14 protein-coding genes are annotated in these 22,374 nt (G+C 45.9%); 4 read left to right on the top strand and 10 right to left on the bottom strand.

The genetic code is table 11. From position 1 onward, the window contains the following. Positions 1–13: 13 nt before the first annotated feature. The 6 genes from AAHN97_RS07775 to AAHN97_RS07750 form a co-directional block, all read right to left on the bottom strand. Positions 14–1,240 (bottom strand): MFS transporter, encoded by a 1,227-nt coding sequence (locus AAHN97_RS07775; RefSeq protein ID WP_343306997.1) that lies wholly within the window; start codon positions 1,238–1,240, stop codon positions 14–16. Between the two features lie 7 nt (positions 1,241–1,247). Further along, the gene (locus AAHN97_RS07770; protein ID WP_343306996.1) at positions 1,248–2,891 is read right to left on the bottom strand and encodes an FAD-dependent oxidoreductase; all 1,644 of its coding nucleotides are present in this window, start codon (positions 2,889–2,891) and stop codon (positions 1,248–1,250) included. 78 nt (positions 2,892–2,969) lie between these two features. Beyond that, positions 2,970–4,433 (bottom strand): RagB/SusD family nutrient uptake outer membrane protein, encoded by a 1,464-nt coding sequence (locus tag AAHN97_RS07765; protein ID WP_343306995.1) that lies wholly within the window; start codon positions 4,431–4,433, stop codon positions 2,970–2,972. Positions 4,434–4,448: 15 nt separating this feature from the next. Next, positions 4,449–7,691, bottom strand: a complete 3,243-nt coding sequence (locus tag AAHN97_RS07760; protein ID WP_343306994.1) for a SusC/RagA family TonB-linked outer membrane protein — start codon at positions 7,689–7,691, stop codon at positions 4,449–4,451. Positions 7,692–7,935: 244 nt separating this feature from the next. Next, positions 7,936–9,102: a FecR family protein gene (locus AAHN97_RS07755; RefSeq protein WP_343306993.1), complete on the bottom strand. Its 1,167-nt coding sequence runs from the start codon at positions 9,100–9,102 to the stop codon at positions 7,936–7,938. Positions 9,103–9,197: 95 nt separating this feature from the next. Beyond that, positions 9,198–9,788 (bottom strand): RNA polymerase sigma factor, encoded by a 591-nt coding sequence (locus AAHN97_RS07750; RefSeq protein ID WP_343306992.1) that lies wholly within the window; start codon positions 9,786–9,788, stop codon positions 9,198–9,200. Positions 9,789–9,867: 79 nt separating this feature from the next. Here AAHN97_RS07750 and AAHN97_RS07745 point away from each other — a divergent pair, with 79 nt between their 5' ends. Further along, entirely contained in the window at positions 9,868–10,644 is a 777-nt protein-coding gene (locus tag AAHN97_RS07745) for a hypothetical protein (protein WP_343306991.1), read from the top strand. On the opposite strand, the gene AAHN97_RS07740 is transcribed toward AAHN97_RS07745, so the two are convergent. Beyond that, on the bottom strand, positions 10,641–13,544 hold the full coding sequence (locus tag AAHN97_RS07740; protein ID WP_343306990.1) for a helix-turn-helix and ligand-binding sensor domain-containing protein: 2,904 nt from the start codon (positions 13,542–13,544) through the stop codon (positions 10,641–10,643). The genes AAHN97_RS07745 and AAHN97_RS07740 overlap by 4 nt on opposite strands. 194 nt (positions 13,545–13,738) lie before the next feature. On the opposite strand from AAHN97_RS07740, the gene AAHN97_RS07735 reads away from it, so the two are divergent. From AAHN97_RS07735 to AAHN97_RS07725, 3 genes are all read left to right on the top strand, one after another. After that, entirely contained in the window at positions 13,739–16,792 is a 3,054-nt protein-coding gene (locus AAHN97_RS07735) for a SusC/RagA family TonB-linked outer membrane protein (protein ID WP_343306989.1), read from the top strand. Positions 16,793–16,820: 28 nt separating this feature from the next. After that, entirely contained in the window at positions 16,821–18,365 is a 1,545-nt protein-coding gene (locus AAHN97_RS07730) for a RagB/SusD family nutrient uptake outer membrane protein (protein ID WP_343306988.1), read from the top strand. Between the two features lie 68 nt (positions 18,366–18,433). Continuing rightward, complete coding sequence (locus tag AAHN97_RS07725) at positions 18,434–19,246, top strand: glycoside hydrolase family 16 protein (protein ID WP_343306987.1); 813 nt, start codon at positions 18,434–18,436, stop codon at positions 19,244–19,246. Positions 19,247–19,310: 64 nt separating this feature from the next. On the opposite strand, the gene AAHN97_RS07720 is transcribed toward AAHN97_RS07725, so the two are convergent. The 3 genes from AAHN97_RS07720 to AAHN97_RS07710 all read right to left on the bottom strand — a co-directional run bounded on the left by AAHN97_RS07720 (position 19,311) and on the right by AAHN97_RS07710 (position 22,264). Then, entirely contained in the window at positions 19,311–20,366 is a 1,056-nt protein-coding gene (locus tag AAHN97_RS07720) for a DUF6340 family protein (protein ID WP_343306986.1), read from the bottom strand. Positions 20,367–20,468: 102 nt separating this feature from the next. After that, the gene (locus AAHN97_RS07715) at positions 20,469–21,281 is read right to left on the bottom strand and encodes a helix-turn-helix domain-containing protein (RefSeq protein ID WP_343306985.1); all 813 of its coding nucleotides are present in this window, start codon (positions 21,279–21,281) and stop codon (positions 20,469–20,471) included. Positions 21,282–21,298: 17 nt separating this feature from the next. Next, on the bottom strand, positions 21,299–22,264 hold the full coding sequence (locus tag AAHN97_RS07710; RefSeq protein WP_343306984.1) for an aldo/keto reductase: 966 nt from the start codon (positions 22,262–22,264) through the stop codon (positions 21,299–21,301). Between the last annotated feature and the right edge of the window lie 110 nt (positions 22,265–22,374).

Below are 22,374 nucleotides of genomic sequence, written 5' to 3'. Positions count from 1 at the left end.
ATTGTTTATTTATCTACCATTCCTCCAGATAATCCAGGTCTTTATGAAATGTTTCCTGCATGCCGGCCAGCGACCAGAAGGCCAGTGCCAGGCAAATCACGCCAACGCTTATGCCGGCATACACAAGGGAGCCGTTAAAAAGCAGTTGTATAGATTGAAAAAGAAAGGTGAGTGGCACCACCGCGCCACGCACAAAGTTGGGAACAGTAGTAGTAACCGTTGCACGGATATTGGTACCAAACTGTTCCGTTGCGATAGTCATGAAAACCACCCAATAACCAACAGAGAAACCCAGCAGGCCACATACCCAGTAAAAGAGCTGCAGGCTGATGCCGGAGGCCAGAAAGTAAATGCTTACGGCGGCCATGCAACAGAACAAATAAACATACACTACTCTGATCCGGCTTTTCAACAACTGGCTGAGTGCACCGCTGAAAATATCCCCTGCAACAAGGCCACCATAACACCAGGCCACTGCAGCACCGGCATTCACATCGCCTTTGATCTGCAATACCTTTCCAAATTCCGGAGAGAGGGTGATCAGCACACCTACAACAAACCAAAGTGGCACACCTATCAGGATGCAGCGCAGGTATTTGAAGAACCTTTTTCCATTTGTGAAAAGTGCCAGAAAGTTTCCCCTGTTCTCTGACTGTTTTGCCGAACCGAACATACCAGATTCCGCCACGCCTACCCGCAGCAGTAAGAGTAAAAGCCCCAGGCCGCCACCGATAAAAAAGCTGGTCCTCCAACTGAAATGCTGCGCAACAAAATAAGCAGCCACTGCTCCGCTGATACCAACTGCAGCAACAATTGTAGTGGCATACCCTCTTTTTTCTTTTGGCATCAGTTCCGCCACGAGTGTGATACCTGCGCCGAGTTCACCTGCCAGCCCAAGGCCGGCAATAAAACGCCACAATGCGTAAGACCATACACTGTCCACAAAACCATTGGCAATGTTGGCAGCGGAATACAGGAAGATGGAGCCGAAAAGTACAGACAGCCGTCCTTTCCTGTCGCCCAGTACACCCCAGAGTATGCCGCCTAACAACATTCCCGTCATCTGCACATTAAGTAATAAAATTCCTTTGTCTGTTACATCCTGTCCACGCAGCCCGATTGATTCCAGGCTGGGTACCCGAACAATGCTGAAAAGCAGCAGATCATAGATATCCACAAAATATCCGAGAGAAGCCACTACTACCGCAGCAATAACAGCACCTTTGTTTGATTCTTTCATATTTAGCTTATTTCCTGTCGAGTGAAAGTACCTGCCCATCTTTCAGCAATACCGGCTGCAAAATATCATATGGCAACTCCTGTATACTGATATTACGATCAAGTGCCAATGCAGCAGCAGTACCTGCAGATTGCCCCAGCACCATAAATACCGGCTCCATGCGGATAGAACTGTAAGCTACATGTGAGGCCGACAAACATACCGGCACCAGCAGGTTACGGGCTTCTGATGAACGTGGTCTTAATGAGCGATAACTGATGGTGTAATAGGTATTCTTCTGCTTACCGTAACTGCCTTCTGCATGTACTCTCCCCTGCTCATCCACTACACGGGAAACATAATGGCAGTCGAGCGGATAGGTGGCTACGGCAACTGCATCCTGTACCGGCTCTTCGCCATTACAGTTCTTTTCCGTCATCACATAATCGCTCACCATTCTCCGTGCTTCTCTTACATATAATTGATGAGGGAAGTTACCGTTGTCTTTGAACTCATCTTTCGGCAGACCCCAGCGTTTCATTTCCATACGCAGGGAATCAGGCACCCGGGGATCATTACCCAGGAACCAGAGCAGGCCTAACACATAGGTCTTATGCATTTGGGCGATCTTATCCCGGTCTGCATAATTACCTTCCGGCCATCCATAATTGGCACCCACAAAATCAGCCTGGTTAGTATCTGTTTTTTTGTTGGGCATGGGTGTGAAGGAAATGATATTTTTCAGCAGGTGGCCGGGATTCAATTCCAGCATACGTGCCAGGAACTCATACCAGAGCGGCTGATAGCCCGCTGGTTTTACAATGTTGATGCGATTGGCCGGATCATCTGTCAAGGTCATCCGGTAACAGTAAGATTGTGTGCGGTGATCACCTTCCCCATCTGCTCCCGGGATCCGGGGTTCCAGGAAAGGCAATACACCTGAAGAGGGCACACCTTTTTTCACATAGGGATCTATAGAAACATGGTCTTTACCGATAATTTCGTTGAGCTTGATGCCATTCAGCGTTTCATTATAAACACTGTTCGCTTCCCTCCCTACACTATAAGAAACGCCTGCTTTTGCCATCAGGTCTCCTTCATAGGTAGCGTCTATAAATATTTTCGCCTGATAGCGATGGCCATTCTCCATAAGTATGGCAATAATACTGGCATCTTTTTTCTCCACGCCATTTTTCAACTGCAGCCTTTCTTTATACACCACTGTAACACCAGCTTCCTGCAACATTTTTTTCAGGATGCCTTCTGCCACACGGGATTCGTATACCCATTGCATTTTGAGAGAATCGTTCTTGCCGGAAAAAGTGCGTTTTTTAGAACGCTCAAAGTATACGTCCCTGGACTCACTACGCCATGCACTGCTGTCACTGTAGTAGGTATACAACCGTTGGTAAAAATCACGCGTAAGCCCGCCGGCGCTTCTGAAATTATTCAGGTCAGTAGCTGTGAGCCCTGAAGTGGCCACACCACCTAAATGCGCGGTATTACTGATCAGCAGTACCTGTTTGTTCATTTTCGCGGCCTGTATGGCTGCTGTTATGCCTGCAGGCGTTTCTCCATATACACATACATCCCAGCGTTTTTGGGCTAAGAGCCTGTTGCCGGTTAGCAAAACCACGATCACTACAAGGCCACGGATAATTGAAGTCTTCATTTTCGTCAATATTTAAACATGAGTATAGCTGCACGAACAGCTAAAACCCTGTTCGTGCCAGCCGAAAAAAATATATGATCAGAATCCCGGGTTCTGTTCCAGCAAAGGATTGGTGTCCCGCTCTTGTGACGGAATAGGGAAAAGTGTATCTGAATCTCTCACGATGATAGCGGGATCCTGTGCGTTCATCGCCTGCTTCAGTTTGCCTGTACGCAGCAGGTCAAAGCGCCGCTGCCCTTCAAATGCGAATTCCAGCCTTCTTTCTTTCAGTACGGAATCCTGGAAGGCCGTAACACTTAGCCCACCTGCAAGATCTCTCACAGATGGTGTATTAACGGGCAGCCCGTATGCACGCCTCCTCACCTGGTTAAATGCTTCCAGCGCTTCGGTACTGCCGGGAGTAGACAAATACAATGCTTCTGCGAACATCAGCAGCACATCCGCATAACGAACGATGTAATAGTTATTGCCGCCATCGTTCACATTCAGTGCCGCAGGATCTTTAAACTTGGCAACGTAATAGGGATTCTTGATGGTGGTAGGTGCTTTGGGATCAGCGGTATAGGAATACTTTATCACATTTACATCCCTTCGCTGATCTCCATCAGCGTAAGCATCGTAGTGATTTTTAGTAACAGGATTATCTCCATTACCGCCGAATCCCGGCCGTTTATCGAATGAAGGACGATAGAAACCTGCATAGCTGCTGGGAATATTACCCGAGCCGCTCAGGAATTGTACTTCAAAGATGGACTCGGTTTTGTTTTCATTGGCGATCAGGAATACATCCTGGTAAGAAGGCCATAGCGAATAACGGCCAAGCGCCATCACTTTCCTGGCTTCCTCTGCTGCTTTTGTATATTCCTTCCTCGTGAGGTATGTTTTCACGAGCATGGCCAGGGCAGCTCCGGTAGTGGCTCTTCCTGCATTTACCACATCATAGGCCGGTGGCAGATGTTCCGCACCGAATTGAAAGTCTGCGATGATCTGTACATACACTTCTTCTTCCGTTGCTCTTTTAACTGCCAGATTATTGAGTGAAGTAGTAGGTACAAGCTGCAGCGGTACACCTCCGAAAAGACGAACGAGATTAAAATACATCAGCCCACGTACAAACCGGGCTTCTGCCTGCAAACGTTCCTTTTTTTCCTTGCTAATTACCGTCATGGCGCCAATGCCTTCCGCAGCCGCATTAGCGCGGTTGATCACCTGGTAAGAAGTACTCCAGAACTGGAAAAATAAATTAGTACCGGCATCAAAGGTGAATTTGTCCAGCGCCGTTTTATCTGTATTGCTGGTGTTGCGGCCGAATCCCCATTCACAGTCGTCTGTACCCTGTGATTGTATCACTTCCATGAACTGGTTGTAGAGGTATGAACTGGTCAGGCCGGAATACACCGCATTCACTGCAGACACAGCGTCTGCTTCTGTTTTATAAAAATTACCCGTGGTGTAGGTCCCTTCCGGAACACCATCAAGCTTGGCGCAGCCCGCTACTGCCAGTGTAAAAAATATGATGATGAAATAAAATGCAGATCTCATAACGAATGATTTTGATTAGAAGCTGGCATTGATACCAAAAGAAATCGTGCGTGCGTTCGGATAAGCGCCGGAGTCAAAACCCGGACTCACATTATCTGATCCATAACGGCTCACTTCCGGATCAAGTCCTGAATAGTCCGTGATGGTAAACAGGTTCTGTACATTCACATATACTTTCAGCGCAGAGAGTTTAATACGCCGCAGAGCTGCCGATGGCAGATTGTATCCCAGCTGCACGGTTTTACCTCTCAGGTAAGAACCATCTTCCACCAGCCGGTCCCAGGAACGGGCTGTAGGTTTTACCGTGGTAGCGCGTGGAATATTCGTATTGGTATTAGCCGGTGTCCAGCGGTTCAAGGTGGTAGTGCTCTGATTTTGCAGGCCGGTGAGGTTTTCCAGTGTATTGGTATTAATATTATACAACTTGTTGCCATAAACGCCCTGAAGCAGCACCATCAGCTCAACCCCTTTCAGCGAGAAGGTATTGCTAAACCCGAAAGAGAATTTCGGCTGTGCATTGCCCAATAGTACCCGATCATCATCATTGATCTTTTTATCATCGTTTATATCCCTGAACCTGATATCGCCGGGTTTAGCCGTTTTTTGAGCGGAAGCATCCACTTCCTCCTTTGACTTGAAAATACCTGCCGCCTCAAAACCGAAGAAAGTTCCCAACGGCTGACCTACCTGTACGATAGTGGACTGGTTAGGCCCCTGGCCGGCAAAGAGACGATCGGCACCTGCGAGGTCCAGCACTTTGTTCCTGTTGAAGGAAATATTAAAACCGGTTTCCCATTGTACTTCCTTATCCAGCGGCGTGGCATTAATAGTAAGTTCTATGCCTTTGTTCTCTACCTGCCCCCTGTTTTGCAGCGAAGTGGAGAAACCGGAGGTGGTAGGAATTTTCACATATAACAACAGGTCGCTTGTTTTTTTGTAGTACACATCTGTGATGAAGGTGAGTTTATTATTGAAGAAACCCAGTTCAAGACCAATATCTGATTGCGCGGTGGATTCCCAGCGCAGATCAGGATTACCTACCTGGGAAGGCATAAGTCCTATCACATTTACATTACCGATGGAATAGTTCGCCTTGCCCATCAGATCGAGAGAAGGATAATTACCGATGCCATCCTGGTTACCGGTGAGGCCATGGCTGACCCTTAATTTCAGAGTGCTGAAAAGATGCAGGTCACGTATGAAAGCCTCCTGGTCCAGCTTCCAGCCAACTGCTACTGAAGGGAAAAACCCGAAGCGGTTATTTTTCCCGAAACGGGAGGAACCATCGTACCGGCCGGTGAGTGTAAGCAGGTACTTATTCTTGAAGCTATAGTTGGCCCTGCCAAGGAAACTCAGCAACGCCCATCGTGCTATGCTGGAAGATGAAGGTTGTACCGAAGCGGCATTACCCAATGCATTCGTACCGAGATTATCGTTCAGGAAACCCTGGGCTTCCGCGCCGAGCGATTGATAGGAAGAACTTTGCTGGGTAAAACCACCAAGCAGGTTCAGCTGATGCCCATCCCGGTTCAGGGTATAGTTAAGTGTATTTTCATTCAGCCAGGTAAAGGTCTGATTGGTAGATACCGATGCATTTCCACCTAACTGAGATCCGGAATACACCGATTGCGGAAGATAAATATCGTTCCGTGCAAAATTGACATCTGCCCCCCAGAGTGTTTTGAAAGTAAGGTTTTTGGTGATATTAATGCTGGCGTATACGTTTCCCAACGTACGATAAACGTTGTTATAATTTTTGTAGTGGTCAATCAATGCAACCGGGTTATCAAAAGGTGCCCCCTGGTTGTTGAGTTCTGTATAACTGCCATCCGGTTGGTAGATGGGCAGATTAGGTGCCATAGTGGCCATTGTGAACAGCGATCCGCTATTCACCCTGTTGGTGCGTACATTACTGACAGTAAGACTGCTGCCGAGCTTGATGTTTTCCCTGATGTCCTTATCAAGGTTAGCACGTAATGAATAACGTTTCAGATCAGATCCCCGGGCAATACCCTGCTGATCAAAATAATTAGCAGTAACCAGGAAACGCGTCTTGGGATCTGCTCCGGAGAAAGACAGGGAATAACTTTGTATGGGAGCCGTTCTGAAAATAGCACCCTGCCAGTCTGTGGTAGCAGGTGTTTTGGTGAGATCGTACAGGATCGGGCCATTTTCAGCAACACTGGCTTCATTAGCCAGTTGCTCAAACTGTGCCGCATTCAGCAACGAATATTTTTTAAGGATCTGCTGCGAACCGTAGTAGGAATCAAAAGTAATGCGGGAGTCGCCTTTTTTTCCGCGATTGGTAGTGATCAGCACAACACCATTACCACCCCGCGAGCCATAGATAGCAGTTGCAGAGGCATCTTTCAATATTTCAATGGAGGCTATATCAGTAGGACTAATACTGTTCAGTGGATTGAGCGAAGTACCATCACTTCCCTGGTCTGCAAATACCGGTACTCCATCTATTACATACAAGGGTTCGTTGCTGCCGTTGATAGAGTTACCACCACGCACGCGAATAGAAGAACCCGCTCCCGGCATACCTGAGTTCTGTACAAAGGTAACACCTGCTACCCTCCCCTGCAATGCCTGATCCACAGAGCGGATGGGCGTTCCTTCCAGTGTTTTGGTATTTACGGAAGCGATAGCGCCCGTTACATCCCCCCGGCGTTGTGTGCCATAGCCCACTACCACCAGTTCATTCACAGAGGTGTTTTGCAAAGTAAGCACCACGGTAAGGGTCTTTTGCCCGTTCACTGCTATATCCGAAGCCTTGTAACCAAGCATACTGAAATGCAGTTTGGCTGCAGGTGATACCGATAATACAAAGTCGCCATTATCACTTGTAACCGTTCCCTGCCTGGTACCCGGTACCGAAACAGATACACCCGGAAGTGGCCTGCCTTCCACATCCGTTACTTTACCACGGACTTCGATGACGGAATCAACCGGCTCAGGTGCTTTTTGTTTTACCACGATGGTTTTGCCAACAATAATATAAGTCAGCGAAAATGGCCGGATACAGAGATCTACCGCTTCCTGTAAAGTACCTTCTGTAATATCCACACTGATCTTTTTCGACTGTTCCATCAGTGAGTAGTCCAGGAAGAATACATAACCGGACTGCTTTTCAATATTCCTGATCAGCTTTTCCAGGGACGCGTTTTTTTCATGAAGCGTAACCTTTTGCGCGTAACTACTTGCATGAACCTGGCAAAAACATGCCAGCAAAAGAAAGTATGTCAGTTTCATAATGAGCCTGATTTTTCTGCACGGTAAGAGGCAGAAACGCCTCGTAACAGGCAAACGTTTCTCGCTCAGGTTTTTGAAGAGACCTGATAATTGCATAAATTCGAGTTGTTTAGGTGAGTCAATCAATCTTTCATACACGGAATTTTGTAATGATAACCTGAGCATAACGGAGGTGGTAACGACACTTCCGTTTTTAGTTACATTACCCTACTGTCATTTCATAAGTGAACGATGTTGGTTGTTTTTACTGGTGAATAATAATTGTATCGCCTTTCATGGAATATGGAATATTACTGAGTTCTAGTATTTTAAGCGCTTCACTCAACCGCACATTCCTGGGTATCTTACCCCAGAATTCCCTTTTACCGGTACTGCCTTCATAACGGACTTCCACATTGTACCATCTTTCCAGCTGTCGCATTACATCAGCCAGCGGAGCTTTGTTGAACTGGAAGTACCCTTCTTTCCAGGATACAGCTTCATCCGCATCCGTCTGGCTGACAGTGATGTTACTGCCATCATCAGCCCAACTGGCCTGCTGCCCCGGAACGAGCCTGGCGGAGTGAGCACTATGCGTCACTTTTACTGCACCCTGCAGCAGGGTTGTTCTCACTATTGTTTCATTGGGGTAAGACATCACGTTAAAACGTGTGCCCAGTACTTCCACCACACCACTGCCTAGCTGTACTTTAAATGGCATATTGTTCTTATGCGCCACTTCAAAGTAACCTTCACCATTCAGCACCACGGTACGTTCCCCCTTATTGAAAGTGGTGGGGAAACGAAGTGAGGAGGCCGCGTTGAGCCATACCAGCGTACCATCAGGCAGCTCTATTTTATATTGACCGCCCCTTGGTGTGCTAAGCGTATTATATACCACGGCATCATCTGCTGCCTGCCCTGCTTCATATTTTAATTGCCCGTTTATCCTGATAACTTTTGTGGCTCCCTGGCTGGGAATAGCATCATTCGTAGCGCTGTCCAGCATTACGGTGGTGCCATTTGCCAAAGTGAGCATTGCCTTGTTTCCACCCGGCAGCGGATCCGGCTTACTGCCGGCCAGCTTATCAGCAGGTATTACATTTTCTGCGGAGCGGTAATACTGCCATCCTAAAGTGGCTACCGCCAACAGCAATACCGCGGCCGCCACTTTCGGCAGCCATTTTTTATAGAGAGGAATCACTTTTACCGGTTGTGTGGCAAGGAGAAGTTGTTGTCTAACCCGATCACGCCATGGGCCATGATCTTCCTGTACAGGTGAGCCAAAGGAAGTATTCATTTCTTCCAGCAGCAGGCGGTTGGAGGCATCCTGTTGCAGGAAGTTCAATAACTCCTCGGTTTCTGCGGGAGTACAGTTGTTAGCAAGAAAACGTTGCAGCAGCTGCTGGTAATGTTCTTTTTCCTGTGGCATGTATCAGTTTTGTACGTGGTACTTTAATATATACCCCTGCCGGGAAAAAGAGGGTGGGTTGGTCAACAAATAAATTTCATTACTATATGTGCACCTTAGAATTTGTGCATCAGTAACAGTATAGCGAGGGAGAGATCACCATGCCGGTAGAAATAGGCCTTGATATCCTTGAGAGCCATGACCATGTGTTCTTTTACGGTATTACGGGAAATACCCAGTTCTTTTGCAGCTTCATCATAACTCTTACCTTCCTGCCGGCATAATGTAAAAACCCTTTGCCGCTGGTAAGGCAGTTGTGTAATGGCATTGTTAAGCATTTGCTGGTATTGCGCCCATAACACCTGGTGGTAGGGCGATTCCGTTATTTCGCCAATGCGCTGCATGATCTGGAGGCGTGTAGCTTCATCAGAAGCGTTCTTCCTGAGAAAATTGAAGGTTTTGTTGCGGCTGATCTTATAGAGGTATGCAGGGAAAGATTGAGCGGGATCGAGCCGTTCGCGGACTTCCCAAATTTTCAGGAATACATCCTGCACAATGTCCTCTGCATAGGCGGGCACTTTCACAAAACGTAACACCCATCCATAAACATGTGCACTGTATTTGTCGTACAGCTGCATGTATGCATCTGCATCTCCCTTTCGGAGCCGCTCCAGGTATTCGGCTTCAGTGATCGTGGAATCCCCCATTTGGCTATAAATGTAATGAAATTGGGAATTCGGAGGATAATCTCATTTTGCCTATATTCGTTCCCAAACAAAATGCCATATGAAAAGGTACATCTTGTTACTTTTTTTACTCGTTTCTCTTTCAGGGTATGCCCAGCAGCAAACGATCAATAACTACAAATACGTACTGGTACCTGAGAAATTCAGCTTCCTCAGGGAAACCAATCAGTATGAATTAAACACACTCGCCAAATCGCTCCTGGAAGAAAAAGGGTTCTCCGCGTATTTTGACAATTCAGATATACCTAAGGAACTGGCCGGCAACAGGTGTAACGCATTGACTGCCGAGGTAGTGCAGAAAAAAGGCCTGTTTGTTACCAATCTTACGCTTATACTAAAGGATTGCCAGGGCAATATTGTTTTTAAAAGTAAAGAAGGAAAAAGCAGGGAAAAAGAATTTGATGTTTCCTATACAATGGCTTTAAGAGATGCCTATACATCCCTTAAAGATGTGCCATATGCTTACAATGGAACAACCAATGCAGCGCCACAACAGGTAGCTCCGGCTCCGGCCGTGGGAATTATTTCAACCACTTCTTCAGCCCCGCTCCCCACTCCTGTTCCTCCTCCTGCTGCCCCGGCAGAAACAAAAGATGCAGCGGGAACATTATACGCCCAATCAACAGCTACCGGCTACCAGTTAATAGATACTACGCCTAAGAAAGTTTTAACCCTGTTTAAAACTTCTGTACCTGATTATTTTATTGCCGATAACGGAACTTCCCATGGCATAGTGCTGAAGAAAAACGGCACATGGTATTTCGAATACTATAAAGACGATAAGCTGATGGCAGAAAAACTGCTGATTAAGTTTTAAAGATTTCCCAGGAAGCTATTGAGTGATTCACCGGTTTGCAGGCCCAGCTTTTTCCTGATCCTGTAACGGTGGATCTCTACCCCCCTGACCGTGACATTGCTGAGCTGGGATATTTGTTTGGAGGAGAAGTTAAGGTATAAGTAGGCACAGATCTTCAATTCACTTTGCGATAACTTAGGGTAATTTTTCTTTAGTTTTTTCAGCAGGTTATCGTTGGCTTCATCAAAGTGCACGGCAAACTTATCCCAGTTGGCATTATTATCCTCCACCTCTTTTAATAAAGAAATGATACTCTTTATATCACTTTTATTATCAGGGTTACTATCCAGTTTAATCACTTCTTCCCTGAGCTTATGAAATGTATTGGCATTTCCTTCGAGCTGCATACTTGTACTCGCCAATTCTTTGTTCTTCAAAGCCACTTCACTGGCCAGTTTTTCGTTCTGTAACTTGATGATCTCCTTCTCATTTTTCTCTAACTCCAACTGATGTATGTATTCTAACTGCTTTTGCTTTTCATCAAACTTCTTTTGCTGCTGCAACAGCTTTCTGCGATGCCATCCGTTGAGCAGGTAAAAAACCAGGCACAACACCAGGAAGTAAACAGCCTTTGCCCAGACGGACCAGTACCATGGCGGCATTATCGTAAAAGTATATTGAACAATGGCCGATTCATGGTTTAAATTATCCCGGGCCTTCAGGTTAAAAGTATATTTACCTGCAGGCAGGTTGGTATAATCCTTCTCCTTTTTTGAGGTCCAGGCAGACCAATCCCTTTCATATCCTTCCAGCCGGTAACTGTATTCGATATTATTGGGGCGTCCATATATAGGAGAGCTGAATTCAAAGTGAAAAGAACTGAATACGGAGGAAAGAGAGATCATCTCTTCCGGTTGCTGGGAAAAAACATCCTTTTTATCCCGGAGAAAGAATCCCCCGAATACCAGGCTGTCTTCTTTTCCAATGGCTTTAATTTCATTCAAAAGAACAGTGGGCTGCAGCTTTTGCTCCGCATATTTTTCATAGTTAATATGTATGGAGCCGCTTTCGGAACCTATAAAAATGTTCTGCTGGTTGTAAGGATAAACATTATCAAAATTCGACAAGGTATACCCTTCCAGTTCCGGGAAATAAGAAATAGTATAGGGCGCCTGCTGATCATTTGCCGAAAATTGTGCAATCCCCAGTTTCTTACCGCTGCAGAACCATATATTACCTTTATCATCCTCTTTCATATACCGCACCGGTAATCCCGCAAAAACGGATAAGAACCTGGATGGAATAAATTTAGCGGTAGCCGGGTCAAACTCATACACCCCCGATTCTGTTGGAAATACGATCCGGTTTTTGATCTTAAATACATAGTTATTAAAAGAGGAAGGCAGGCCATCCGTGTCTGTAAAAAGGCGGGTATTGAATTTCATGCTATCCCTGGATACCTGGATCTGGTAAATACCCCGGTAAGGATGCGATGCCCAGATCCCTCCTGTTTCATCCTGTACTAAAAAACGGTATGAATCGGATCTTCCTTTTAAAGCACCTCTGCTATGAAATCCATTGCTCCCGTATTGCAGCAGATCAAGCCCCCAATAGGTACCTACCACAATATCCGTTACCGGATATACAGATGAAGTGGGCAAAAAGGTCCAGCATCCTGCTCCGGCTGCAACCGGAACTGCCTGGTTGTTCTTTATAGCAAAAATGCCCTTGTTATGTGCCAGGATAATTTCCTGGTTCATTTCTTCCAATTGCCAGCCCTCACCGTCATCGCTGCCCTTCACTAAGGAAAAACTGCTTTTCACCAGGCTGAGATCCCCCTTAAGACCGGATAAGGGAGCCACAAAAGCTCCATTGGATGAAGATATATACAGGTTGTTCTTAAAGATCAGGGAGGAATAGCCGATCACACTATTCACGGTATCAGGGCTGAGGAACTTTATGGGAGAATTATAGTTGATCAAACTAATGGAATTGTCCACCCCCACCCAGATATTCTTTTCCCTGTCAACAAAAACAGATGTGACGTTATTATTCTTCAATCCTTCCTTGACAGAGATCCGCTGTATAAACTGATGCCGAAAATCCTGTATGATACACCCTTGTGTTGAAGTGGATTTAACATACTCGGAATCACTGATCCTGGAATAAGAAGGTGTATACAAACCTCCCCGGGGTACATTATCAATGTGACTTATTGAATCATTTTGTAAGGAGAACAAGTTGTTATCAATTGTTGCAATAATATATTTATTCTCCCCACTCTTGAAGAATTCTGCCGGTACCCTGCCTTTTAACATGCTGCCGTTTATTAAAGGCAGCCACTTGTTACGTTTGTATTCCAGCAAACCGGAATTCTGGTCCATGGCTAAGAGCCTTCCCCCGGCTTCTCCCATAAACAGCCATTCTCCCTTAGTTGGCAGAAAAACCTCTATACGGTTGTTAACCAGCATAAAAATGCGGTCAGCTACCCGGAAAAAGATCGATTCCCCCAGCGCAACGGTATTCCAGACATCCGAAAAGTTCCTGTATTGCTGCGGGATCATGTTTTTTACGGACGTATAGCGCAAGACGTTATTCGCTCCCGGCTCAAAATAACCGATCTCATCCTGCCCTCCCACATACACCCGGTCGTTCTTATCTATATAGATGGAACGTAAAATGGTTTTGTTAGGTAATGGATACAATTTCCAGAAACCGCCATTAAAAGTTACAAGCCCCTCATCATTGGCAAAATACATGATCCCCCTGCTGTCCTGTTTGATACCCCAGGTACGTAAGCCTCCTTTATACAAGGACTTATTGTAATTGGTGATGAGGGGAAGCCCCAACGTGTTTTGTGCGGAAACGTGGATTGAACTAAATGCTAATAAGATAGTTATATACACAAAAGCCTTTTTCATATGTGATCAGCTTTCCTTGATGAGGTGATGAGAGGTATTGATGAGGTTTTGATAAGGTATGAATTTAGTGATAATTAATGAATTATAAAATAATGTGTGAGGTTATGATGTGGTAGATTACCTTACAATCTAACGAGACAATCCTATTTTTACCTGGCCCTGTTTAACAACATTTTCCACCTAAAAATTACGTTATGAAGAGAAAATTGTACCTCTCTACTTTGATAACATCGCTTTTATTCGTCATTCACTTAACCACCCAGGCACAAAACAGAACCCTTAAAGGCAGGGTACTGGATGATAAGGGTAGCCCGATACCCGGGGCAGCCATCAGGGTAAAGAATAATCCTACGGTCGGTACCGTTACTTCCGGAGAAGGCACATTCAGCCTTTCCGTACCATCTTCGGCAGATTCATTACGGATAACCGTGCTAAGCTTTAAAGAACAAATTGTTGCCATTTCAGATGATATAGAGGTCAGGCTCCTCCCCTCCGAAACCCAGATGGATGAAGTAGTGATTGTTGGTTATGGCTCCCAAAGAAAGGGGGACCTCACAGCTCCAATCAGCACTGTAAATACAGAAGACATGCTAAAACGCACCACTGCCGGTCCAATGGATGCCATCCAGGGGAGTGTGCCGGGTGTTCAGATTGTAAGCAGCGGAGCTCCCGGCAGCAACCCGCTTGTTCGCATACGGGGGATTGGCTCCTTTAATAATACAGACCCATTATATGTGGTGGACGGGATGTTTGTTGGTGACATCAACTTCCTGAATCCCAATGATATTGCAGAAATATCTGTGCTGAAAGATGCTTCCGGAGCAGCCATTTATGGGGTGAGGGCAGCTAACGGAGTAGTATTGATCACCACAAAAAAAGGGAAGCTCAATATGAAAACCAGGGTAACCTACAATGGATATGTTGGGATGCAGGTACCCACCAATGTACTTAAAATGGCTAACGGTGCACAATACACGTCTTTCTCTTTACAAAGGAAAACGGCCCAGGATAGTGCCACCGCTATGCTCTCTTCCCAAAGATTTGGCGGTAGCGGTGTTGCTCCTACTACTAATACGGACTGGTACGGAGAGTTGCTCCGTAGCCAGGCATTGATCACTAACCATGGCATAGATCTGCAGGGTGGTAGTGATAAAGTAACCTATTCTTTCGGATTCAATTATACCTATCAAAACGGTATCATGGAAACGAAGAACGATTTCAAAAGATATAATATCAGGTTACAGGTGGAGGCAAATGCCTTTTCATGGCTAAAGGTTGGCTTTACTTCTACCCTTACCAATGCCACTACATTTTATGCGCCTAACGTAGCTTTCTCCCAAGCCTATTCATCTTCTCCGTTATTCCCTGTATATGATGAGCAAAACGTGAATGCATCTCCGGTAAAGTTTGCCAACGCGTCGTTTATCGGCAGAGAAGATGCCAACCCTGTTGCAACAGCCTATTATAATTACGACCGGCTTAAAAACTTCCAGGTATTGCCAGCCGTCTATGCGGAAGCAAGTTTCTGGAATAATAAAATTACTTTCCGCTCGCAATTCAGTCAGTTATACTCCTCCGGCCACAGGGTTAATTATAGCCCGGAACGTAATTTAGGGCCAGGTACCCAGGTGACCAAGTCCAATTTAAGATCTACCCAGGAGCGCGTCACAAATTATATTTTAGACAATCTGCTTACGTATAAAGACGGCATCGGCTCTCACCACTGGTCAATCTTACTGGGCCAGTCTACCAGGGAGGAAAGATGGCGGCAAACATGGGTGTCTGCCGATGATGTTCCTAATGTAGAAGAATCGTGGTATGCAGGGCGGGGAACCCGAACCGCCAGCGGATACGATGAAGATGGTTATCGTAATGCAGGTATCTCTTACTTTACCCGGGCTACTTACGATTTTGATAATAAATACCTGCTGACCGCAACCTTCCGGGCAGACGGCAGCTCCAAATATCAAACCAAATGGGGCTATTTCCCCTCAGTGGGCCTGGGATGGGTACTTACCAATGAAAATTTTATGAAGAGCCAGAGAATCTTTGATTTTGTTAAACTGCGTGGTAGCTGGGGGAAACTGGGGAACGATGGGGTAAGTGCCAATGGCGCATATGCTAAAGTGCTCGGCGGGAATCCTAATTCAGCCATCTTTGGAAGCACAGGCACATCAGATGGACAATACCTGCAGGGGTATACCGTAGACAGGAATTTCACGGATATTACCTGGGAAGTGGTAACAGAATGGGACGGAGGTATTGATTTTGAAGCATTGAACAGGAGATTACAAGGTTCCGTGGATTATTACCACCGTACAACAAACGGGTCCGCATTTAACAAACCCCTTGCGTACTCCTACTCTTCCGTGTATGGTAACTGGGCAGATATGGTAAACAGCGGTTTTGATGTTTCACTAAACTGGAAGGATAAAATTGGAAAACTAAGCTATCAGATCGGTGGAAATTTTTCGACCCTGAAAAACAGGGTGACCAACCTGGGAAGCCTTCCCAGCTCAACAAGCGGGTTCCCGGAATGGATGGCTGAATTCCCCAACCGCATTGTAGTAGGCCAGCCTATCAATTATTTCTATGGTTATGAATTTATAGGTATATATCAAACTCAGGATGAAATAAACAAAGATCCTATCGCTTCAAAATATAACAGCACCGCCGTATCTAAGATACAACCCGGGTTTCCTAAATATAAAGACCAGGACGGAGATGGTGAACTCACCAATGCTGACCGTGTGAATATTGGCAACTATATACCAACGCTCAACTATGGTTTCAATCTGGGTCTTCAATATGCAAACGTTGATTTCAGCATATTTTTCCAGGGCGTTTCAGGAAATAAAATTCTTAACCTGAACCGGGGAAAGCTCTACAAAGCATCCACATCATTGAATATAGATGAAGAATTTGCTAGTAACCTCTGGACAGGCCCTGGTTCTACCAATGCTTATCCATCGGCTAATGCACTGCGTGATTCATGGTTCAAAGTGAGCAATTCATTCTTCACAGAAAGTGGTGCTTACCTGCGCATACAAAACATACAACTGGGATACAATTTTAAATTAAACCAAAACAAAGCGCCGATCAACATGCGCGTGTTTGCTACAGCAGACAGACCGTTTATTTTCACCAAATACAATGGATTTACACCTGAAGTAACCGGTGTGGGATATGACGTTAATGTATATCCTGTTTCTGCCACATACAGCTTTGGTGTAAGAGCTACTTTCTAATTGTATCATCCAATTAAAACAGCACATTATGAAACTTTATAAATTAGCCGTAAGCCTGATGATAATGATTATCCTCTCAGCAGGTTGTTCCAAGTTTTTAGATCGTCCGTTGGAAAATCAGGCACAGGCCGCTAAAATCAACTATGCAGACCTTACCCTGATGTATAGGCCGGTAGCAGGGGTTTATCGGACTGCCAGCAGTGGTACTTTTGCCAAATGGATCAGCGTAGCCATCAGATCTGTACGCGGCGATGAAATAGAACCAGGTAATGATGATGCCGGCCAAATTGCGATCCACAATTTCCAGAACAATGTAACCGTAAAGAGTTACTGGGGCATCAATGATATGTGGATCAGTCTTTATGGTGTAGTATTGGGCGCTAACTCCGCACTGGTTGAGTTAGATGAATTTGCTAAAAACATACCTGCAGGTGATGCTGCTAACACTAAGCTCCTTGCACAATACCGGGCAGAGGTCAGGTTTTTCAGAGCGTTGGGGCATTATTGGATCAGCCGGTATTTTGGAGACATTCCTATGCTTGGGCAGGAAAGTACAGATCCGGCCAAACTGGGCAATGCCACTAAAAGTAAACTGGAAGATATCAGGAAAAATATTATCGAGGAAATGGACTTTTGTATTGCTAACCTGGAGGATGCAAGACCTAACCAGGTAGCGGCGCCCAGGCAGGGGGCGGTAACCAAATATACCGCCTTAATGCTGAAAGCAAAGGTAGCTATGGATATGGCAGGTGCTAATAATGCAAGTCCCAGTTGGGATGTTGTACTGGATGCTACCAACCAGATCATCAACAGCCAGAAGTTCTCCTTATTCGGCGACTACTACCAGTTATTCAAAAAGCCCGGTAAACTCTGCGATGAAGCTATACTGGAATTTCAGTACTCTGACTTTGGAACAGAATCAGGAGATATAGTTACTTCCGGAGGCTCTAATGAAACATGGGGTAATTTTTACCTGTTCCAGGGGCCGGAGAATACATATGGAACTCCCATAACCGGCCCTGGATGGATGGTACCCACCCAAAAAGCAGTGGATTTCCTGACCGCCCGTAACGATGCACTCCGCTTAAAAACAGCGATACAATATTGCGGTGTAAATGGAGAACCCGGTACGGTTACCGTTACGCCCGATGGTGATCCTGTTTCCGGAAATGGCGCAAGGAAAAAATACTTTAACGGAAAGTCCTATTTCCCCAAATCCCAAATGACGCCTGGCAGGCAAGACTATGGTGCTAACAACAACGTGCGCGTGTTCAGGTATGCAGAAGTGCTGCTGATGAATGCAGAAGCAAAGATCCGCAAAGGTCAGAATGGAGATGGCCCATTGAACCTGGTCCGTGGCCGTGTAAACCTGCTTCCTCTCACAAATGCCACCATCCAGCAGCTGATGGATGAAAGACGCGCTGAGCTTATCTGCGAGTGGTGGGGAGAAAGATTTAACGACCTGCTCAGAACAGATCAGGCAGCTACAGTACTTCCCGGATTTACTAAAGGCCGGAGTGAATACCTTCCTATTCCGCAGGCACAGGAAGACGTTAACTCAAATCTTAAATAATACAACTTATCTCTCTCAAAGAAGGCATGATCACCCGTATCATGCCTTCTTCCTTCAAAACCATACAAATGACATGTTCACGCACCTGGATGATCATCCTGATCATCTTCATTTCCGAATACGCCAATGCGCAGCAAAAAACAATCAACACCTCATGGAAACTCGCCTGGAGCGATGAGTTTAATTACAAAGGCCTGCCGGATGCTAAAAAATGGGGATACGATGTGGGCAAAAGCGGTTGGGGGAATAATGAATTGCAGAATTACACCGCAAATGATACCTCCACCGCAAAAGTGGCCAATGGCATGCTGCGGATAAAAGCCAACAGGCATATTAATGGTACCGATACCTCCTATACCTCCGCCCGGCTGCTCACCAAAGGCAAGTACGAATGGACATACGGAAGAATAGAGGTGCGTGCCAAAATTGCCAAAGGGCTGGGTGTATTACCCGCTGTATGGATGCTGGCTTCCACAAAGAAGTATGGCGGCTGGCCTGACTGTGGCGAAATTGATATCGTGGAGCATATAGAATGGCATACTGACTCCATCTATCAGACTGTGCATACAGGTGCCTATAATCACATAAAAGGAACACAAAGAGGTGTCAGAACTTATCTGCCAAGGCCATGGGACGACTTTCATGTTTATGCCATGGAATGGACACCGGAAGGGATTGATTATTTTATTGACGGCAAACACCGGTATCATTTCCCCAATGAACACAAAACACCGGCTGAATGGCCATTCGACAGCCCCTTTCATATCATCATGAATATTTCTGTAGGTGGTAAATGGGAAGGTGCCAAAGGTATTGATCCTACCATATTTCCGGCAACTATGCTGATAGATTACGTAAGGGTATACCAGGAGAAGAAATAAGTTCAATCAGGGCGTTCAGGTCTTCGTCCTGAACGCTTACTTTAAAAATCTATTGAAGGCATGATTATTCAGCCTGCTGCTCTTTCAGGAGTTCGTTGCCGGCTTGCCTGTTCTTTAATAACCGGATATAGTTCAGTGCAAGACGGTTGCTATATTCCTCGTAAGCTTTCTGCGACCATTTGATCGCAAGGTCCAGCTCCCCGTTAATCTCGCAGATGATGGCCATATTATAGCAGGCCCTCCCGGCTACAGTGCTGTTCGGATTTGAGGTCTCTTTCTTCCATAGCTCAGCTGCACCGTCCCAGTTGCCGGTTTGCGCTTTACGGCGGGCTGTTCTGAAATTATCAGTGCCTTTCACATAGTAATCCCTGATCACCCTTGTCCGGTATGGAATAATTCGCATGGCATAATTTTGCCCCGCTTGTATGCTCACTTCCTTTACCGCCTCTTTGCGGTTGATCAGTGCGCCGGCGGCGACAGCCGGGTTGATGCCCCTGCCGGAGAAAGTAAGGTCCCTGGCAACGGGGAATTCATCCAGGATATTCCTGCTGGCCGGGTCATAGATCCGCCATCCTGTTTTCACAGTGGTAAGCATGCTGGCCCTGTGTTCTACACCCGGTACATTACCTACCGGTGTCTTCAAAGAAACCGGTGCAGTGGCATAACTGATCTTCGAATCGGTGTCAAAAAGCTCCAGCGAGAAAAGGGCGTCCACATGATGTTCACGGCATATTTTGTCTACAATTTCCCAGGAGAGCGGCGCAGAGAAGAGTCCTGGAGCATTAGTGGTAAGATCCAGCTCGCCCAGCGCTTTTACATCACTGAACCGGTTGTTCTTCAGCAGTTCATCGGTAAGCCCGCTGACGCTGCTTTGTGCCCCTTCCTTGTCAAGCTGTGCTCCTTCCAGGCTGAATATCTTGTCAACAACATCTACTGCCTTATATTGCGGGGTAATGGTGGTTCTGTTTATAACACCGGGACTTTTAACATGGGCGGGTATGGTCACGGGCGCCGGTTTCAATACATTAATGTAAACCAGCTCGGTGGATTTGCAGGAAACGCAGGCGACCGCTGTTAAAGCGATAAAGGTCAGGCTTTTAAGATATGTTTTTACAGGCATAGGATAGTGCTTTGATGATTGCTCCTCGTTAATTCAATGCTCCCAACCTTAAAGATACATATAATAAATCTTACATACAACTCTTCCTTCGGAGTTGCCTGCCTAAATCGCCCATTCAGTGGGTGCCTTACCGAATTTCTTTTTAAAGGAATGCGAGAAATGAGAGAGACTTTCAAATCCCAGATCGAGATAGATGTCCGATGGCTTTTTGTTCTTAGTTTCTATAAGATGGCGGGCTTCCGTTAATCTCCTTTCCTGCAACCACTGCCGCGGAGCCATCCCGAATATTTTCTGGAAATCACGCTTGAACCCGGCAAGACTTCTTCCCGTGAGCCGTGCAAATTGATCAACAGGAATGTTATAATGGAAATTGCTGACCATGAATTTTTCCAGGTCCATCTTATAAGGATCAGAAAAATCGAACAGGAATTCTCTGAGCCCGGGCATGACATCCAGGAGGAGGTATACTGCCTCTTTTACTTTCAGCATACCTACCTCTGTGGTTATCTTTTTTTCCGGATGGCGGACATACGGAAGCAGGGAATGAAAAAAGGCATGTAAAAAATCATTCCCGGGGATTAGAAGGCTGGAAGGCCCTATGTATTTTTGTTTTACCTCTATCTGTTCTTCAAGGGCTATTTTCCTGAGTAAGTCCTCTTTCAGGCGAATGACAATTGTTTGATACCCCTCACCGTTCAAAGGGATCTTGGTAATTTCTCCCAGTTGATTCTTTCGTACCAGTAACATTTCGCCGCCCTCCATTGAAATCCTGTGGTTGGCTGTTTCCAATACAAACTGGCCCAAAACCTGCAATATCAGGGTATTATCCTCCATGAATGCAACTTTCTCCTTTCTCATGTCCGAGTAATAAGAGAAAAAGATGATCCCCGGGAGTATTTCTGTTGGATTCGTCATATTGTAAAGTTACAGCTTTACCGCTGCAGGTAAGTGCCTCCTAATATCGCACCCGGTGCAAAATGCGTATTAAGCGTATTTAACTCATCAGGAGAAAACGTAATTTTCATAGCCTGCAGGTTTTCCGGCAACCGTGATCTCCGGCTCATGCTCACCAATGGCATCATATGATCACCCTGCACATTCACCCAGGCGATCGCCAGCTGTGTTGGTGAGTATCCTTTCTCCTTCGCCATTTGCTTTAATACTTCCACTTTTTCCAGGTTTTTTATCAGGTTATCTCCCTGGAAACGCGAAAAATGGTGATGATAAGCATTGGCGGGAAGAGGTGCTTTCATTTCCCCGGTGAGTAATCCTTCCGCCGTATTAGCAAATGCTACAACGCCTATACCCAGTTCTTTAGCTGTAGGAAGCAGGTCGCTTTCTATCTGACGGTCTGCCAGTGAATAACCTATTTCCAATGCTGTTACAGGATGAATACTATGCGCCTTGCGTAATTGATCAGCAGTTATTTCAGAAACGCCCAGATAACGCACCTTTCCTTCTTTGATCAGGTCTGCCACAGTCCCGATCACGTCTTCCATCGGAACACTGTTATCAAGCCGGCAGGGTTCATAAAGATCGATAGTATCTATACCTAAACGTACCAAAGAATAATTGATGAAGTTTTTGATAGCTATAGGGCGCAGATCCAACCCAAGAAACTGACCACCATAAACGATGCCGCCAAATTTGACACTAATGAAAGCATCGTCCCTCCTGCCTTTGATGGCCTTACCTACCAGCAGTTCATTATGTCCGGCACCATAAAAATCTCCCGTGTTCAGAAAGTTAATGCCGCTGTCCAAGGCCATCTGAATGGTGGCAATGCTTTCCTTTTCATCCTTCATTTCCCCTCCCCAGACAGGCGACATGCGCATACAACCTAATCCGAGTTTGGACACGAGTGGCCCGTTTTTACCTAAAGTGATCTTTGTAGTCATGATTCTTGATTTAATGACACAAAGGTCAGCTTTGGGAGCTTTGGCCACTTTCTTCTATGGGCCAATTTACTTGCCTGTATGGCTCAGACGTTATAAACAATGAAGTCCCG

It is taken from the genome of Chitinophaga niabensis (assembly GCF_039545795.1).
In the GTDB taxonomy this organism is placed as follows: domain Bacteria; phylum Bacteroidota; class Bacteroidia; order Chitinophagales; family Chitinophagaceae; genus Chitinophaga; species Chitinophaga niabensis_B.
This window is presented reverse-complemented; position numbering and strand designations above follow the sequence as displayed.

Bases quoted from the DNA above. Each gene is read 5' to 3' on its own strand.
- AAHN97_RS07775 (WP_343306997.1), bottom strand. From the start codon at position 1,240: ATGAAAGAATCAAACAAAGGTGCTGTTATTGCTGCGGTAGTAGTGGCT.
- AAHN97_RS07770 (WP_343306996.1), bottom strand. From the start codon at position 2,891: ATGAAGACTTCAATTATCCGTGGCCTTGTAGTGATCGTGGTTTTGCTA.
- AAHN97_RS07765 (WP_343306995.1), bottom strand. From the start codon at position 4,433: ATGAGATCTGCATTTTATTTCATCATCATATTTTTTACACTGGCAGTA.
- AAHN97_RS07760 (WP_343306994.1), bottom strand. From the start codon at position 7,691: ATGAAACTGACATACTTTCTTTTGCTGGCATGTTTTTGCCAGGTTCAT.
- AAHN97_RS07755 (WP_343306993.1), bottom strand. From the start codon at position 9,102: ATGCCACAGGAAAAAGAACATTACCAGCAGCTGCTGCAACGTTTTCTT.
- AAHN97_RS07750 (WP_343306992.1), bottom strand. From the start codon at position 9,788: ATGGGGGATTCCACGATCACTGAAGCCGAATACCTGGAGCGGCTCCGA.
- AAHN97_RS07745 (WP_343306991.1), top strand. From the start codon at position 9,868: ATGAAAAGGTACATCTTGTTACTTTTTTTACTCGTTTCTCTTTCAGGG.
- AAHN97_RS07740 (WP_343306990.1), bottom strand. From the start codon at position 13,544: ATGAAAAAGGCTTTTGTGTATATAACTATCTTATTAGCATTTAGTTCA.
- AAHN97_RS07735 (WP_343306989.1), top strand. From the start codon at position 13,739: ATGAAGAGAAAATTGTACCTCTCTACTTTGATAACATCGCTTTTATTC.
- AAHN97_RS07730 (WP_343306988.1), top strand. From the start codon at position 16,821: ATGAAACTTTATAAATTAGCCGTAAGCCTGATGATAATGATTATCCTC.
- AAHN97_RS07725 (WP_343306987.1), top strand. From the start codon at position 18,434: ATGACATGTTCACGCACCTGGATGATCATCCTGATCATCTTCATTTCC.
- AAHN97_RS07720 (WP_343306986.1), bottom strand. From the start codon at position 20,366: ATGCCTGTAAAAACATATCTTAAAAGCCTGACCTTTATCGCTTTAACA.
- AAHN97_RS07715 (WP_343306985.1), bottom strand. From the start codon at position 21,281: ATGACGAATCCAACAGAAATACTCCCGGGGATCATCTTTTTCTCTTAT.
- AAHN97_RS07710 (WP_343306984.1), bottom strand. From the start codon at position 22,264: ATGACTACAAAGATCACTTTAGGTAAAAACGGGCCACTCGTGTCCAAA.